This window comes from Caballeronia sordidicola, assembly GCF_001544455.2.
GTDB classification, from domain to species: Bacteria; Pseudomonadota; Gammaproteobacteria; order Burkholderiales; family Burkholderiaceae; genus Caballeronia; species Caballeronia sordidicola.
In genome coordinates, this window is record NZ_FCOC02000002.1 from 476,378 (window position 1) to 491,944 (window position 15,567).

Sequence of the window (15,567 nt, forward strand, 5' to 3'; positions counted from 1 at the left end):
TCCACAGGGACGGACCATCTTGCGAAGCGAATCCGCTGACCTGTGGACTTCGCCCGAAAACGGCCCTCATGCACCGTAACCTATTGACGGTCAATAGGAAAACGGTTTAAATAGCGGGTTCCGCAAAACCCGAATTCCTGTACCACCGGCCGGTGCGTCACTTTTTATGTCGCTTCGTCATGCCGCGCGGTCCGTTTTTACCCAAGTGAGACCAACATGAAACGCACTTACCAACCTTCCGTAACCCGTCGCAAGCGCACCCACGGCTTTCGTGTCCGCATGAAGACCGCCGGTGGCCGCAAGGTCATCAACGCTCGCCGTGCGAAGGGCCGCAAGCGCCTGGCAGTTTAAGGTCGCCGGGTCCAGGTCGCCAAGGTCGCTATTGATATCGACAGCGCCCACCGGCACACGCCCCGACGCGAGCGATGGCCAGGAGGCGCAGCGTACGACGGACTCCGGACAGGAAATCGGTCAGTTGCAAGCACGTGCCGCGTTCCCCAAGGCCGCAAGGCTGCTGAAAACGGATGAGTATTCATCCGTTTTTCGTTTGCGCCCTTGGCGCCGATCCCCGCATTTCGTCCTGTACGGCAAGCCGACGGGCAACGAAGCACGGCTCGGACTGGTTATCGGCAAGAAGTTTGCGCCGCGCGCCGTGACGCGTAACCTGATCAAACGGCTCGCGCGCGAAGCGTTCAGGCTTCGGCGCGCGGAACTCGGCGGCTGGGACATCCTGTTGCGCATGCACGCGAAGATCGACCGCAAGGCCATGCCGAGCGCAAAATCACCGCCACTGCGCGCGTTGTGTCGCGAGGAAATCGACGGTCTGCTCGAGCGTGCCGTGCGCGAAGCCGCGCGACGCGCGTCCGGGCCGGATGCGCCGGTTACTGTCAACGATCCACCCACGCCCGCGGGCTCTTGAGCAGCGCCAGACGGAAAACCGGTCCGGACCTGGGTCCAGGCGTGAATCCTATGCAAACGGCACACATTGCAAAAACGGCGTTGATCGCCTTATTGCGCTTTTACAAGGTTGCGGTGAGCCCCATGCTCGGCGACCGGTGCCGCTTTTACCCATCGTGTTCTGACTACGCGCGCGAAGCAATCCAGTATCATGGCGCCGCGCGTGGATCATTCCTCGCAGCAAAACGTCTGTGCCGCTGCCATCCGTTTTCGGCTGGCGGCATCGATCTGGTTCCCGTGCCACCGTGCGCCGCCGGCTGCGTTCCGCAGGATGGCGTGCCGGCGGCGGGCCCAGTCGCCGACTCTGCCCCGAATCCAGCACATTCGCCTGATCCGTCCTTATCGACGGACAAGGTGGACGTGGTGAGTTCAAACCCAAACGGCGCCCATAACGCGCTTTTCGATCGACACTGAGACAACGCATGGATATCAAACGTACCGTCCTATGGGTCATCTTTTTCATGTCGGCTGTCATGCTGTTCGACAACTGGCAACGTGACCATGGGCGTCAGTCGATGTTCTTCCCGAGCGCCGTTCCGACCAAGACGGCGGCCACGGCAGCACCGGGAACCACGACGCCGGGCACGCACGCCTCCGACCTGCCCGCCACTGCCGGCGCTCCGGGTTCGCCCGCGGCGCCCGGCGGCGCCGCGGTTCCTGGCGCCAACGCGCCGGCCGCCGACGCCGCGCAACTGGTGAAGTTCACCACCGACGTGTATTCCGGCGACATCGACACACGCGGCGGCACGCTCTCGAAGCTGTCGCTCGTGAAAGAAGGCGACGGCAAGCAGCCCGACCTGTACATCACGCTTTTCGACCACACCGCCACGCACACGTACCTCGCGCGCACGGGCTTGCTCGGCGGCGACTTCCCGAACCACAACGACGTGTTCACGCTGGTTCCGGGTGGCCAGACGTCGATGGGTAACGGCAACACGCTGTCGCTTGCATTCGAGTCGGCGGCCAAGGGTGGCGTGAAGGTCGTCAAGACCTACACGTTCACGCGCGGCAGCTACGTGATCAACGTCGACACCAAGGTGCAGAACGTCGGCACCACGCCGGTCACGCCGCGTCTTTATATGGAACTGGTGCGCGACAACTCGCCGGTGGAAACGCCGCGTTTCTCGCACACGTTCATTGGGCCGGCTGTTTATTCCGACCAGCATCACTTCCAGAAAATCGACTTCAGCGATATCGACAAGGACAAGGCAACGTTTACGCCGTCCGCCGATAACGGCTGGATCGCGATGGTGCAGCACTATTTCGCATCGGCGTGGATTCCGCAGCAGGGCGTGAAGCGCGATATCTATGTGCAGAAAATCGATCCGGCGTTGTATCGCGTGGGCGTGCAGCAGCCGTTGCAAACCATTGCGCCTGGACAAACCATCGACGTGAAGGCGCGCCTCTTCGCAGGTCCAGAAGAAGAGCGCATGCTCGAAGGCATCGCGCCGGGTCTCGAGCTGGTGAAAGACTACGGCATGGTGACGATCATTGCGAAGCCGCTGTTCTGGCTGCTCGAGAAGATCCATAGCTATGTTGGCAACTGGGGCTGGGCGATCATCCTGCTCACGCTGCTGATCAAGGCGGTGTTCTTCCCGTTGTCGGCGGCGAGCTACAAGTCGATGGCGCGCATGAAGACCATCACGCCGCGCATGACGCAGATTCGCGAGCGATATAAGGGCGATCCGCAGAAGATGAACGCGGAACTGATGGCGCTCTATAAGACCGAGAAGGTGAATCCGTTCGGCGGTTGTCTGCCTGTGGTGGTGCAGATTCCGGTGTTTATTTCGCTGTATTGGGTGTTGCTGTCGTCGGTGGAAATGCGCGGTGCACCGTGGATCTTGTGGATCCACGATTTGTCGCAAGCCGATCCGTTCTTCATTTTGCCGGTGCTGATGGCTGTATCCATGTTCCTGCAAACGCGGTTGAATCCCACGCCGCCGGATCCGGTTCAGGCAAAGATGATGATGTTCATGCCGCTGGCTTTCTCGGTCATGTTCTTCTTCTTCCCGTCAGGGCTGGTTTTGTATTACGTGGTGAACAACGTGCTTTCCATCGCGCAGCAGTATTACATTACGCGAATGATGGGACAGAAGAAGGTAGCGAAGGCTTGAGGTTCGGTCTTTGACTGCGAACAGTTGAATGAAAACGCCCGGTTTATGCCGGGCGTTTTTTTGTTTATGAGGGGTTTAAAGAGCTTTCCCACATCCGCTTGAAAGGTCGATAAAGCTTGCGAAAGCTCCCCAGCATTCCATTGATTCAGATTTTGAACGAGAGCACTTCACCGTTTACTCCCCGCCCCATAGAACTGGTCAACAAGTTCTTCAAGCAAATACCGGTGATGCGGTGATAGCGCTTCAATCTTCGAAGCGAGTTCGAGCGTTTCTTCGGACGCTGGATACTTCTCATCGTGGGCAATCGGTTTGGGCGTGCTTTGTGGATTGCCGCTTGGCGGCGGTCCGTAATGCAACCAATGTTGCTCAACCTTGAACCACGCTGCGAGCGTAGCCAATTTGTCCGCAGTGGGAATCGAACGCGCAGTCAGCCATTTGTGAGTTGTCTGAGCTGAAACAGGTTCGCCGTGATATCGCAAATTGAAATGCAAGGCGAGATCAGTTGCGCCGCGCATCTTCTCGGGCGCGCGGGTCATCGAAAATTTGAGCCGATCCGAAAAATCGGCTTTCTCTTGGGGCGTTGGCATAGGTCGCGATTGTGCGAGGCAAACGCACTGGCTAAGTCAACCGTCTGCGCTAGATATGGCGCAAGTTTCCGCTTTTTTATCGTGTGCGAGGAAAACAAACAAAATTTCGGGGTTGAATTGCCAGTCCATGCAAAGCCCTTACCCGTGACATTTGCGTACACCGAAATGATGCACATCTCCGACCCATCCTCCAGACCATCATAGCCCACATAAGATAGATTAAGAATTGTCTTAACGTCGTTGGTTAGCTAAGCGAAATCAACTCGCCGCGCTACAATGCCGCGACTCATTTATCGCCGGTTTATTCGAGAAAATCATGTGCAATAACGACTCCGATCCGATCGTCGCGATCGCTACTGCGCCGGGTCGCGGCGGTATTGGCGTGGTGCGGCTTTCGTTCGGGCGAGCGGGCGAAGCGGCCGCGAAACACGCCATGCTCGCGCTGTGCGGCCAGTTGCTCGAAGCGCGTCACGCGACGTATGCGCCATTTGTCGATGCACACGGTGAAGCACTTGATCGCGGTATCGCCATGTACTTTCCCGCGCCTCATTCCTACACCGGCGAGCATGTGCTCGAACTGCAGGGACATGGCGGACCTGTCGTCATGCAACTGCTGCTACAGCGCGCCATAGATGCCGGGCGCGAGTTCGGCCTGCGCCTCGCCGAGCCGGGTGAGTTTACGCGTCGCGCGTTCCTCAATGACAAGCTCGATCTAGCGCAAGCCGAGGCCGTTGCCGATTTGATCGAAGCAAGCACGGAGGCTGCCGCGCGTTCGGCCGGCCGTTCACTCGATGGCGCGTTTTCCCGCCAGATCCATGCGCTCGTGGAAGACGTGATCACGTTGCGGATGCTGGTCGAAGCAACGCTTGATTTCCCCGAGGAAGAGATCGATTTCCTCGAAGCCGCCGATGCCCGCGGCAAGCTCGCACGCATCCGGGCGTTGCTCGACAAAGTGCTCGCCGATGCGCGGCAAGGCGCGTTGTTGCGCGAGGGTTTGTCGGTGGTGCTCGCGGGGCAGCCGAATGTCGGCAAGTCTTCGTTGCTCAATGCGCTGGCAGGTGCGGAACTCGCCATCGTCACGCCAATTGCCGGCACGACGCGCGACAAGGTTACGCAGACCATTCAGATTGAAGGCATTCCGATTCATGTCATCGATACCGCCGGTTTGCGCGACACGCAGGACGAGGTTGAGCGGATTGGAATTGAAAGGACATGGGGCGAGATCGACCGCGCGGATGTGGTGTTGCATCTGCTCGATGCACGCGAAACGCTGAGCGTGGACGACACCGCCATCGCCGCACGTTTTCCTGTTGGCGTGCCGGTCGTGCGCGTGTTGAACAAGGCGGATCTGGCGGGTGTGAAGGCGGCCGCCTCGATCGCCCGCAATGATGTGCGCGAGGTTCGTTTATCGGCGAAAACGGGAGATGGGATTGCGCTGCTGCGCGAGGAATTGCTGAAGATCGCAGGATGGCAAGCGGGCGCTGAGAGCATCTACCTGGCGCGCGAGCGGCATTTGATTGCGCTGCGGGCGGCGCGCGAGCATTTGGCCACAGCGGCGGATCACGCTGATCAAAACGCCCAGGCGCTCGACCTGTTCGCCGAAGAGCTGAGGCTTGCGCAGGATCAGTTGAATTCGATTACTGGCGAGTTCAGTTCGGACGACTTGTTGGGCGTGATTTTTAGCCGGTTTTGTATCGGGAAATGATGGTTCGAGTTGATCGGCACTTCACCCTCGCCAATGAAGTGCCCTGACGCACGCAAGCCTATATCACCCCGCCTTCTTCCAAACCGCCGCAAACACTCCCGCACCCATCAGCAAGACACCGCCCGTCCGGTTCACCGTCCGCTGCACGCTCGGGCGCCTGATCGCTCGCCGCGCCACCGATGCCAACATCGCGTAGCCAAACGCATTCGCCGCCGCCAGCCCGACAAACGTCGCCTCCATGATCGCGATCTGCGAAATGCCGGCCGCGTGTGGATCGATGAATTGCGGCAGGAACGCCACGAAGAAAATGATGCTCTTCGGGTTCAATGTCGTCACAGCATAAGCATGCGCGACGATCCGTCCCGTGCGCAATTCGGCGGGTGGCCGGACCGCGTCGGCATCCATCACGGGTGCACGCCAGAGCTTGATACCCAGATAGACGAGATACACCGCGCCGACCCATTTGAGTATCATGAACAATTCCGCCGATGCCGCGAGCAGCACGCCAAGTCCGAGCATGGAAGCTGTCATTGAAGTGAGGTCGCCCAGAGCAACGCCGGCAGTAGTCGCGAGAGCGTATTTGCGGCCGTGTCCGAGTGCGTACGACACCACGAGCAGCACGGTCGGTCCGGGGATTGCAACAAGTATTGCCGATGCGATCGCGAACGGCAGCCATTGGGCGAGTGTCATATGAGCTCCTGGGAAGAAGCTTCGATTAATCCATGCCGGCGCGTTTCTGACAACAATTTGTGCACAAATAGCGCGCTAGGGCCTTGTTCGGTCCAAGCGTTCCTGGCACACAAGCTGCTCATTGTTCGGCGGACTTCGACCAGCGATCAAGTCCGGTAATGCGAAGTGTCTCCTCCCTCACTCGTGAGGTTTAATGCCCGGTTCTAATGAGCCGGGCATTTTTTATAGCGAACGCGGATTGCGCTGCATCAATTACTTGATTTCATTTAGCCGGTCCACCAATAAGGCGCTTTAATAAATCCACCAAGGTGCGGCAATCTGTCGTGTTGCAAACGCACACAACTCGTGCTTGCTCTTTCAAATTCGTGGTCTACGATAAACGCTGCATATTAATAACTAGCCACTGAATACATAGCTACTTCCCCAGAGACGGTTGCATGGAGGCTATAAATGAAAAAGAGCGCTGCCGCTGCTTTCGCGGTGATCTGCGTGCTTGCCGCAATCACTTCTGTCAAGGCACAAGACAAGCTCATCCAGCCGCAACAAACATTCAGTTTCCTGCCTAATTCGTATGGATGTTTATCGAAGGATAAATTCGATTCCGCCGATCAACACGCTCAAGCCGGCGAACATCAGAAAGTGCAGGAATTCTTTTCCGGGTTTCAATGCCTAGCTACTCCAGAAGACGCGGATTTTCGCGTGGTACGGGTTATTGGCCATGATGTCGAATTCGTGAATGCCGCAAATAGCGATACCCAAGGCATGTGGACCGCGGATCGATTTATCAAGCAATAAGCTCAAAAAACGCTACGCAAAAGCCACAAACAAACCGGCGGCGTTTGCCGCCCGTTTGCATTCAGGCGTACAACCTCAAGCAACAACGTGTGCCAGTTCTGACGCAATCCTTTTGCGTCAACGCCAGTCCTCGCGTCAATCTGCGCAATCAACGAACGCGTTCGGTATCATCACGCGTCGGCGCACGCCAAAAGCGGCGTTCCTCGTCCAAATTCTCTTCCAAATCCCTTTTACGGCCTCCCACCCGAGGCCTTCCGGTGCTGCATGGCCCTTAAATCCACAATCTACAAAGCTGAGCTGCAAATCGCCGACATGGATCGGCATTACTACGGCGACCACGCGCTGACCATTGCCCGGCATCCGTCCGAAACCGACGACCGGATGATGGTGCGCGTCGCCGCCTTCGCCTTGTTCGCGAGCGAGCGCCTGGAATTTACCAAAGGCCTGTCGGACACCGACGAGCCCGATCTCTGGCAAAAGGATCCGACGGGGCAAATCGAAACCTGGATCGAGGTGGGACAGCCGGAAGAACGGCGCATCGCAAAGGCGAGCGGGCGGGCGGATCGGGTCATGGTGATCGCGTACGGCGGCCGGACATCCGAGATCTGGTGGCAGGGCGTGAAGTCGAAAGTCGAACGGATGCAAAACGTCACCGTCTGGTCGCTCACCGACGGCGTTGCCGCGGCGCTCGGCGCGCTGGCGGAACGGACAATGCGGCTGCAATGCACGGTGCAGGACGGCGAGGCATCGCTTGGCAGCGCGAGCGTGGATCCGGTTGCCATCGACTGGACTGTGTTCAAGGGCGCGCCGCGCTAGGCCCAGCCGCGCGTTTCAAACCTCCGGCGGCCCTTTCAATTCAATGAGATTGCCTTCCGGATCGAAGAAATACAGCGATGGGCCAAAACCCTCCGCGCCGTATCGGCGAGCTTCTTCGCCCAGGCGCACGCCGTTTTCCACCAGATGCGACCGCAGCGCGGCGGCGTCGAATGGCTCTACGCGCAGGCAAACGTGATCCACGTTGCACCCCGTGCCCGGCGCGCCGCTTTCTGGCCGGTCAATTCTGGCGCCCACCGCCAGCAGATCGATCAGCGACCGCCCGGCGCGCATTTGTATCAGCCCGAGTTCGCGCTGTTCTTTCTCCACCGGACAGCCGAGCACTGTGGCGTAAAACTGGACCATGGCGTCGAGGTTCGCGCATCGAATCACGACGTGATCAATCTCGCGGATGTGGATTTGCATCGAATGTCTCCGTTTTGCTGGAAATTTTATTCCACAGCGCCGATACAGCGCTTCTGCAAAACCCATGGACGAAAAAAAGCCCGCTCGGTTTGGAGCGGGCTGAATCCATATCAGGAGGAGACATGGAGGAGACAGTTCCAATATTACACAGTGGGTTCGTACGTTGCAACACTTATCGTAGTAAAAACCCCTATGGTGCCGAAGTGTGGCATCTGCGCGTCATTTCTCCATGCGGTCATACGCGTGTCAATGGCTCCGGAATGACAGCGCAAGAACCGGCGCGACCCGGAAAACGCCCGTCATTACAGTAATCACGTACCCTTCGAATATTGAGGAATGTGATGAAACCCAATCAAGCCCCCCTTGCGTTCGCCGATCCCGAATCCCGCTGGAACGCCCTGTCCACCCGGGACGCCAGCGCCGACGGCAGCTTTTTCTATGCAGTGCGCACGACCGGCGTGTTTTGCCGGCCGTCGTGCGCTTCGCGGCCGCCGCGCCGTGAGAACGTCGAATTCTTCGAAAGCACCCAGCAAGCCGAAGCGGCCGGTTATCGGGCGTGCAAAAGGTGTCAGCCCGGCAGTTTGTCGCGGGAACTCGCTATTGTGGAACGCGCATGCAAGGCGCTCGATGCCGATCCGCAGGAGCGTCTCACGCTTGCGCAATTGAGCAGCGTCGTGCATGTCAGCCCGTTCCACCTTCAGCGGCTGTTTTCGCGCGTAGTGGGCGTTTCACCGCGCCAATATCAGGCCGCACGTCGCGCGGACGCTTTGCGCGGGGCTTTGCAACGCGGTGACGATGTCACGCGCGCCACGCAGGACGCCGGTTTTGGTTCGACATCGCGTATGTATGGCGCCGCGCCTGCCGAGTTGGGAATGACGCCGTCGGTTTATCGGCGCAAGGGAGCCGGGCTTGTCGTGTATTTCGCGACCGCGCAGTCCGCGCTTGGCACGGTGCTGGTCGCCGCGACGGCCAAGGGAATCTGCAAGATTGCGTTCGGCGATGAACCCGCGGCGCTCGAAGCCGATCTCGCGCTGGAATTATCGGAAGCCCGGCGGATCGAGGATACGCCGCGCCTGGCGCCGTTTATCGCGCAAATCGATGCCTATTTACGCGGCACCCGCGAGCACTTCGACCTGCCGCTCGATATCAGTGCGACCGCGTTCCAGCAGCGCGTGTGGGACGCACTGCGGCGGATTCCGTACGGCCAGACGCGGAGCTATTCGGATATCGCGGAAGCTGTCGGCTCGCCGCGCGCGGTGCGGGCGGTGGCGAGCGCGTGTGCATCGAACCCTGTGGCGTTGGCGATTCCATGTCACCGTGTGGTGCATAAGGACGGGGCGCTCGCGGGGTATCGGTGGGGAACGGCGCGAAAAGTGGCGTTGTTATCGGCGGAAAAGGAGCACCGGCCGGAAACCGCGCGCGAGACGGCGGAGACTTCCTGATTGAAAACCGCGCTCGAATTGCCGGCGGCGGCATCCAAAGCCGTTCGCCTGCAGCTTCCGTTTGTCGAACCGTATGACTGGCCGCGCGTCCTGCGTTTTTTCGCGGGACGCGCGACGTTGGGCGTGGAAACGGTGGAGAACGGCGCCTATAAACGCGCGATTGAATGGCTGGGCGAACCAGGCACGCTCAGCGTCATACGGCACACGACCAAACCGTGCCTTGTCGCCACGGTGGGCGGACCGGCGGGCCGGCACGCAAAGCTCATCGGCAAGCATTTGACGCGCATGTTCGATCTTCAGGCCGATGCACCCGCCATCGCCGCCCATCTCGCGCGCGATCCGTGGTTTGCGCCACTTACGCAAGCTGCACCCGGCTTACGCGTTCCGGGCGCATGGTCCGGCTTCGAGCTGGTCGTGCGCGCCATCGTCGGGCAGCAGGTCAGCGTAAAGGCGGCGTCCACCATCATTGGCCGGCTTGTCCAGCGCGCCGGCACGCCGCTCCCGGATCATCCTCACCCCGATACCGCCTGGCGCTTCCCCACGCCGGCCGCGCTGGCGACGGCCGATCTCGACAAGATCGGCATGCCGGGCAAGCGCGTGGCCGCGTTGCAGGGCTTCGCGCGCGAGGTCGCGACAGGCGCGCTGCCGCTCGATGACCCTCGCGCTGATCGCGGCGAACTCCGCGCGGCGTTGCTGGCAATGCCGGGCATCGGTCCGTGGACGGTCGAATATGTCGCAATGCGCGCGCTGCGCGACGCCGACGCGTGGCCCGGCACCGACCTGATCCTGATGCAGTCGCTTGCGGCGCGTGATCCATCGATGGCGAAAGCGGCTGTGCTTCGCGCCCGGGCAGAAGCGTGGCGGCCTTATCGCGCGTATGCCGCGCTGCATGTATGGAACGAGATTGCCGATCGCTCGGGATCGGCCAAGGGCGGCTGAGGCGTACGCTCAACATCCACGAACATCCCATAACCCCTCGTAACCCCTCCCATCTCGCGCGGCGACAGCTTCCATGCTCGTGCAGCCGAACCGCAAACGCGACGTCGGTTCGATAAAAATCGCCCCTTGGCAGGTTCTAGCGAGATGCGGCGAAATTCGCGCAAACCCTTACCCGGCAAGGCTTCAAGCACGGCTTACACTGAGATGTTAAAGTGCCCGCTACCCGAAAAATCCGATTTGGCGCGTGCTGTTTTCGCGCCGAGCGCAAACGTCGCAGCAATGGCAAATACGAATTCCGCATCCTCCCCCCGCAGCACTTTCCTGGAACGCCTCTCGGCGCTGACAACGGGCGCGCCCGGCGCCGCTTTGCGGCAGGGATTGCGCGGTATCGAAAAGGAGAGCTTGCGCGTCACACGTGACGGCGCGCTCGCCACAACGCCGCATCCGCGCGCCTTCGGCTCCGCGCTTACGCATCCGCTCATCACGACCGATTATTCCGAAGCGCTGATCGAGTTGATCACGCCAGCCGATCACGACGTGGCGACCACGCTCGAGCATCTGGACGAGCTGCATCGTTTTGCTTATGCGCACCTCGGCGACGAACTGCTTTGGAACAACTCCATGCCCGGCCAGCTTCCCGCCGACCAGGAGATTCCCATCGGCTATTACGGGACGTCGAATATCGGCATGTTGAAGCATGTGTACCGTCGCGGTTTGTCGCTTCGATACGGCCGCACAATGCAATGCATCGCCGGCATTCACTACAACTATTCGCTGAATGAGGACGTGTGGCGCGCGTGGGCGGCGCTCGACGGCCAGAGCGCCACGCGCATGGTCGACTTCCAGTCGGAACGATATTTCGCGCTGATCCGCAACTTCCGGCGCACGAGTTGGCTGCTGATGTATCTGTTTGGCGCGTCGCCTGCGCTGAACCGGCAGTTTCTGCGCGACCGCCCGAACACGCTCGAAACGTTCGATGCCACCACGCGCTATCTGCCATACGCGACCAGCCTGCGCATGAGCGACCTCGGCTATACGAACAATCCGGCGCAAGCCGCGCTGTTGCCGAGCTACGACACGCTCGACGGCTATCTCGACGTTCTCGCAAAGGCCGTTTCCGAGCCGCATCCGCCGTATGAGGCTATTGGCACCCAGCGCAATGGCGAATGGGTGCAGATCAACACAAACGTCCTGCAGATCGAAAACGAGTTCTATTCGACCATCCGGCCCAAGCGCGTCACGCAGCCAGGGGAACGGCCGCTGCACGCGTTGTCGTCGCGGGGCGTGCAGTACATCGAGGTGCGCTGCCTCGATATCGATCCGTTCGAACCGACCGGGATCTCCTTGCAGACGTCGCGCTTCATGGACGCGTATTTGTTGTACTGCACACTCGAAGACAGTCCGCTGCTGCCGCGCGCCGCCAATGAGGAGGCCAACGAAAACTTCGCGCGTATCACGAAGGAAGGGCGCAAGCCGGGCCTGACGCTGGCTCGTGACGGGCGGGAAGTTGCCATGCAAGGCTGGGCCGGCGAACTGCTGGACGCCATTGAACCGGTGGCGCGCGCGCTCGACAACCTGCACGGAATTGACGAGCATGTGCTCGCGCTCGACGCCCAGCGTGCGCGTTTGGCGGATGTATCGCTTACGCCTTCGGCACAAGTGCTTGCGATCATGCGCGAACGCGGCCAGAGCTTCGATGCATTCGCGCTCGATCTCAGCGAAAGTCACGCAAACTATTTCCGCAGCCGTCCGCTCAGCGCGGAAGCCGAACGCAAGATGGAAGCGCTCGCGGCGAAGTCGCTGGAGGATCAGGCCAGGATCGAACGCGACGAAATCGGCTCATTCGATGCATTTGTCGGCGCGTATCGCGCATATACGTTGAATCGCATCAGCGTTTGATCGACGGGCGTCCGCCGAGGCGCCTTTCTCACCTCAAGCAGCTTTTCCCATGCCGCGTAGCTTCGGCAGTGGCAACCCTTACTCCTTTTGCAACAGGACGCAACGCTCGGAAGGCTTACGCACATCGGGTATGAAATTAGCGACGAATCAGGATCCGGATTGATCCGCGCTAATAAAGGAGAAGGGAAGATGAACCTGATGAAAACCACGGGACTGGCTACGGCCGCAGCCGCATTTACGCTGCTTGCGGGATGTTCGACAAACGGTCAGGTCGCCGGTGAAACAATGGAACAGGCCACCTCGCCGCTCACCTGTACCAACAAGGCCGAATGCGACGCGTGGTGGGCCCGTGCGCAAGTTTGGGTCACCAACCATTCGGAATACAAGCTGCAGACCGTTACCGACTCGATTATCCAGACCACGGGGCCATCGGGTGGAAAACGCGCGCTCGCGTACCAGATCACGAAAACACCAAGCAACGAAGGCACGGCGACAATCGGCTTTGCTGCGCATTGCGACAACATGCTCGGCTGCGAACCCAACCCGTGGAAGGCTGGAGCGGATTTCAAGCAATTCGTTCGCGGCGGTCCATCGCAGATGGGCACCCGAGCCGGCGCAACGGCTAGCGGCAACGCATTGCCGCCGGTTTCGCCCACGCCATCGTCCAGACCGATACCGCCCGCCTTGCCGGTCCAGCCCATGCCGCCGACGCTGGAAAGTCAGCCTGGCCAGTCGGGCCAGAATCAGACGCCGGAATAATCGATCGCGGGCCGCTGTTCATGATGAAATGTGGCCCGGCGCATTTTTGGGTGCGGACGGACCTATCGATTCGATAGGTAAAACACTTGCATAGGCATTCTTTTATACGCTGGCGTTTGCAACTCCGTTTATTTGCTGCGAAGCGGTTGCTGTGCGCCAACGGACACGCGCTCAATTTTTACAAATCACGCCAAGCATGCGGTCGAAAGCACAATCCTCGATGCAGGCCGCAAGATAGTGCGGCGCACTATTCCTGCAACCGAAAAACAACATCGGAAAAATTTGGCAAGCTATGCATCTTGAAAATCGATTGCATAGTCAATATTATTCTAAGCACCGAGTTACGCGCCAAGGCGCCACCCGAGACTATGTTCTGACCGACTGAAAGCATCGAATCTTCTCGATGCGCATATGGATTTACCGATGAACCGCGCTGCCCAAACCACCCGCCTCCTCGGCCGACGCTTCGGCCAATCCGTCACATCCGCATTGCTGCATGTTCTGCCGCCGAACCTCAGTTCGTGGAAACTTGCGCTGTATGTGATCGTTTTCTTGCTGCCAGGTGGTTCGTTTGTCGTACTGGGCGCGGCGTGGTTCGAAAACCGGAAGATACGCAAGCCGGCCAAGTCTGCCACTGCCGTTGCTGAACCCCTGCTGTGCAGCGCGAAGCATTGCGACGCCTGACTCATCGCATCAAGCGCATAGCCGCGCGGCGTAACGGCTCGTAACCGAATCCGCGACGCAGGTAAACCCAGTTTCCTTTCAAGCCGTTACCCTTACGTCTGCCCATATGCGCGCCTTGCGCGCGCATCCAGTTACCATTTCGGACCCGTTTCGCTGGCGACAATGCCGTGCCGAAACGCGCAGCCTCCGACAGGAATCCAGAGCAGATGCCGTTCACCCGAATCTCCGTTTTTAATCGTAAAACCGTGCTGGTCATGGTGCTCACGCTTGCCGGCTGCGCCGTCGGACCAAACTACAAGCGGCCCGACGCCGCCATTCCCGCTGCTTACAAGGAAGCGCCGGAAGGCTGGAAGGTTGCGCAACCGGCCGACCGGATCGATCGTGGAAACTGGTGGACCATTTTCAACGACGCGCAGCTCAACGATCTGGAAGGGCGGCTGAACACCTCGAACCAGACCATCGAACAGTTTGCGGCGACGTATCGGCAGGCGCGCGCGCTGGTCTCGGAGGCGCGGTCGGCGTATTTCCCGACTGTGGGGTTATCGGCGTCGGGAACGCGGTCGGGTTCCGGCAGCCGCTCCACGAACTCGCAGTTCTCAAGTAGCGGCGTGAGCAACGCCTTCAGTCTTGGCCTCGATGCATCGTGGGAACCGGACTTATGGGGCACCGTCAGCCGCACGGTAAACGCGCAGCGCGCCGGCGAGCAAAGCGCCGCCGCCGACCTCGCCAACGCACGGCTCTCCGCTCAGGCCACGCTGGCGCAGACATACTTCCAGTTGCGCTCGCTCGACGCGCAACAAAGGCTGCTGGACGATACCGTCGCCGCGTATCAGCGCACGCTGCAGCTCACGCAGAATCAATACGCACAAGGCACCATCGCTCGTTCCGACGTGATCCAGGCGCAGACGCAATTGCAGTCCGCGCAGGCCGCCGCGATCGATAACGGCGTGTCTCGCGCGCAATTCGAACACGCGATCGCGGTGCTCGTTGGCGAACCGGCGTCCACGTTCAGCATCGCGTCATCGCCGCTCGACGCCATTCCGCCCGACATTCCAGCCGACTTGCCATCGTCCATTCTGGAACGCCGCCCGGACATTGCGTCCGCCGAGCGCAAGGCGGCCGCGGCGAACGAGCAGATTGGCGTGGAGATCGCGGCGTTTTTTCCCACGCTGACACTGTCGGCGTCGGGCGGATTCCAGAGTTCCGTGCTGTCGCAATTGTTGCGCGCGCCATCGCAATTCTGGACGCTCGGACCGTCCATTGCGGCCACGCTCTTCGATGGCGGTTTGCGGGCCGCGCGCACGGAAGCGGCGCGCGCCGCGTATGACCAGTCGGTGGCGACCTATCGGCAAACGGTGCTGACGGCGTTTCAGGACGTCGAGGACAATCTCGCGTCGATTCGTATTCTCGCCAACGAGATCGTGGTTCAGCAGCAGGCGGTCGCGTCGGCGCAGCAGGCGCTGGACATTGTGAACAACCAGTACAAGTCGGGCACGGTCGGGTTCATCAACGTGCTCACCGCACAGACCACGGCGTTCACCGCCCAGCAGAAGCTGGCGAGTATTGCGGGACAGCGGATGGTGTCGTCGGTGGGACTGATCAAGGCGCTCGGCGGCGGATGGGAAACCGCTCAGATGAACGAAGAAACCGGCAGCGCGGCAGCGCCCGCTGCGCCGGCCAGTTCGCCGCAAGATTCGAGTGCGGCGCTGAAATCGGGTCCGGTGCTGGCCACGAACGCCAGCACGCCCGGGCAATAA

15 protein-coding genes and 1 pseudogene are annotated in these 15,567 nt (G+C 60.3%); 13 read left to right on the top strand and 3 right to left on the bottom strand.

Annotated elements, in window-relative coordinates:
- Nucleotides 1-216: 216 nt before the first annotated feature.
- The 4 genes and pseudogenes from rpmH (at nt 217) to yidC (ending at nt 3,071) form a co-directional block, all read left to right on the top strand.
- On the top strand, nt 217-351 hold the full coding sequence (gene rpmH / locus AWB64_RS30780) for a 50S ribosomal protein L34 (RefSeq protein ID WP_006998755.1): 135 nt from the start codon (nt 217-219) through the stop codon (nt 349-351).
- A gap of 124 nt (nt 352-475) precedes the next feature.
- Nucleotides 476-919 carry a ribonuclease P protein component gene (gene rnpA / locus AWB64_RS05360; RefSeq protein ID WP_082850385.1) on the top strand — a complete coding sequence of 148 codons (444 nt, stop codon included), beginning with the start codon at nt 476-478 and terminating at the stop codon, nt 917-919.
- Nucleotides 920-969: 50 nt separating this feature from the next.
- Nucleotides 970-1,200 (top strand): annotated as a pseudogene (yidD, locus tag AWB64_RS32185) (membrane protein insertion efficiency factor YidD); the annotation flags it as partial.
- Between the two features lie 179 nt (nt 1,201-1,379).
- Nucleotides 1,380-3,071, top strand: coding sequence for a membrane protein insertase YidC (gene yidC, locus AWB64_RS05370; RefSeq protein WP_060817563.1), 1,692 nt, complete (start codon nt 1,380-1,382; stop codon nt 3,069-3,071).
- Nucleotides 3,072-3,238: 167 nt separating this feature from the next.
- Here yidC and AWB64_RS05375 read toward each other — a convergent pair whose 3' ends face one another.
- The gene (locus tag AWB64_RS05375) at nt 3,239-3,658 is read right to left on the bottom strand and encodes a hypothetical protein (protein ID WP_060817564.1); all 420 of its coding nucleotides are present in this window, start codon (nt 3,656-3,658) and stop codon (nt 3,239-3,241) included.
- A gap of 316 nt (nt 3,659-3,974) precedes the next feature.
- On the opposite strand from AWB64_RS05375, the gene mnmE reads away from it, so the two are divergent.
- The gene (mnmE, locus tag AWB64_RS05380; protein ID WP_060817565.1) at nt 3,975-5,363 is read left to right on the top strand and encodes a tRNA uridine-5-carboxymethylaminomethyl(34) synthesis GTPase MnmE; all 1,389 of its coding nucleotides are present in this window, start codon (nt 3,975-3,977) and stop codon (nt 5,361-5,363) included.
- 63 nt (nt 5,364-5,426) lie between these two features.
- Here the strand turns inward: mnmE and AWB64_RS05385 are convergent, their stop codons facing one another.
- The gene (locus tag AWB64_RS05385) at nt 5,427-6,053 is read right to left on the bottom strand and encodes a LysE family translocator (RefSeq protein WP_060817566.1); all 627 of its coding nucleotides are present in this window, start codon (nt 6,051-6,053) and stop codon (nt 5,427-5,429) included.
- A gap of 450 nt (nt 6,054-6,503) precedes the next feature.
- Here AWB64_RS05385 and sap1 point away from each other — a divergent pair, with 450 nt between their 5' ends.
- Nucleotides 6,504-6,848: a surface attachment protein Sap1 gene (gene sap1, locus AWB64_RS05390; RefSeq protein ID WP_060817567.1), complete on the top strand. Its 345-nt coding sequence runs from the start codon at nt 6,504-6,506 to the stop codon at nt 6,846-6,848.
- 264 nt (nt 6,849-7,112) lie between these two features.
- Nucleotides 7,113-7,664 carry a YaeQ family protein gene (locus AWB64_RS05395; RefSeq protein ID WP_060817568.1) on the top strand — a complete coding sequence of 184 codons (552 nt, stop codon included), beginning with the start codon at nt 7,113-7,115 and terminating at the stop codon, nt 7,662-7,664.
- 15 nt (nt 7,665-7,679) lie between these two features.
- Here the strand turns inward: AWB64_RS05395 and AWB64_RS05400 are convergent, their stop codons facing one another.
- Nucleotides 7,680-8,087: a VOC family protein gene (locus AWB64_RS05400; protein WP_060817569.1), complete on the bottom strand. Its 408-nt coding sequence runs from the start codon at nt 8,085-8,087 to the stop codon at nt 7,680-7,682.
- 341 nt (nt 8,088-8,428) lie between these two features.
- Here AWB64_RS05400 and ada point away from each other — a divergent pair, with 341 nt between their 5' ends.
- The 6 genes from ada to AWB64_RS05430 all read left to right on the top strand — a co-directional run bounded on the left by ada (nt 8,429) and on the right by AWB64_RS05430 (nt 15,567).
- Nucleotides 8,429-9,529 (top strand): bifunctional DNA-binding transcriptional regulator/O6-methylguanine-DNA methyltransferase Ada, encoded by a 1,101-nt coding sequence (gene ada, locus AWB64_RS05405; protein ID WP_060817570.1) that lies wholly within the window; start codon nt 8,429-8,431, stop codon nt 9,527-9,529.
- Nucleotides 9,530-10,468 carry a DNA-3-methyladenine glycosylase family protein gene (locus AWB64_RS05410; protein ID WP_082850368.1) on the top strand — a complete coding sequence of 313 codons (939 nt, stop codon included), beginning with the start codon at nt 9,530-9,532 and terminating at the stop codon, nt 10,466-10,468.
- A 279-nt stretch (nt 10,469-10,747) separates the two neighbouring features.
- The gene (gene gshA / locus AWB64_RS05415; RefSeq protein ID WP_060817786.1) at nt 10,748-12,367 is read left to right on the top strand and encodes a glutamate--cysteine ligase; all 1,620 of its coding nucleotides are present in this window, start codon (nt 10,748-10,750) and stop codon (nt 12,365-12,367) included.
- A 198-nt stretch (nt 12,368-12,565) separates the two neighbouring features.
- Nucleotides 12,566-13,126 (top strand): hypothetical protein, encoded by a 561-nt coding sequence (locus AWB64_RS05420; RefSeq protein WP_060817787.1) that lies wholly within the window; start codon nt 12,566-12,568, stop codon nt 13,124-13,126.
- A gap of 423 nt (nt 13,127-13,549) precedes the next feature.
- Nucleotides 13,550-13,810 (top strand): hypothetical protein, encoded by a 261-nt coding sequence (locus AWB64_RS05425; RefSeq protein ID WP_060817571.1) that lies wholly within the window; start codon nt 13,550-13,552, stop codon nt 13,808-13,810.
- Between the two features lie 206 nt (nt 13,811-14,016).
- On the top strand, nt 14,017-15,567 hold the full coding sequence (locus AWB64_RS05430; RefSeq protein ID WP_060817572.1) for an efflux transporter outer membrane subunit: 1,551 nt from the start codon (nt 14,017-14,019) through the stop codon (nt 15,565-15,567).

Bases quoted from the DNA above. Each gene is read 5' to 3' on its own strand.
- rpmH (WP_006998755.1), top strand. From the start codon at position 217: ATGAAACGCACTTACCAACCTTCCGTAACCCGTCGCAAGCGCACCCAC.
- yidC (WP_060817563.1), top strand. From the start codon at position 1,380: ATGGATATCAAACGTACCGTCCTATGGGTCATCTTTTTCATGTCGGCT.
- AWB64_RS05375 (WP_060817564.1), bottom strand. From the start codon at position 3,658: ATGCCAACGCCCCAAGAGAAAGCCGATTTTTCGGATCGGCTCAAATTT.
- mnmE (WP_060817565.1), top strand. From the start codon at position 3,975: ATGTGCAATAACGACTCCGATCCGATCGTCGCGATCGCTACTGCGCCG.
- AWB64_RS05385 (WP_060817566.1), bottom strand. From the start codon at position 6,053: ATGACACTCGCCCAATGGCTGCCGTTCGCGATCGCATCGGCAATACTT.
- sap1 (WP_060817567.1), top strand. From the start codon at position 6,504: ATGAAAAAGAGCGCTGCCGCTGCTTTCGCGGTGATCTGCGTGCTTGCC.
- AWB64_RS05395 (WP_060817568.1), top strand. From the start codon at position 7,113: ATGGCCCTTAAATCCACAATCTACAAAGCTGAGCTGCAAATCGCCGAC.
- AWB64_RS05400 (WP_060817569.1), bottom strand. From the start codon at position 8,087: ATGCAAATCCACATCCGCGAGATTGATCACGTCGTGATTCGATGCGCG.
- ada (WP_060817570.1), top strand. From the start codon at position 8,429: ATGAAACCCAATCAAGCCCCCCTTGCGTTCGCCGATCCCGAATCCCGC.
- gshA (WP_060817786.1), top strand. From the start codon at position 10,748: ATGGCAAATACGAATTCCGCATCCTCCCCCCGCAGCACTTTCCTGGAA.
- AWB64_RS05420 (WP_060817787.1), top strand. From the start codon at position 12,566: ATGAAAACCACGGGACTGGCTACGGCCGCAGCCGCATTTACGCTGCTT.
- AWB64_RS05425 (WP_060817571.1), top strand. From the start codon at position 13,550: ATGAACCGCGCTGCCCAAACCACCCGCCTCCTCGGCCGACGCTTCGGC.
- AWB64_RS05430 (WP_060817572.1), top strand. From the start codon at position 14,017: ATGCCGTTCACCCGAATCTCCGTTTTTAATCGTAAAACCGTGCTGGTC.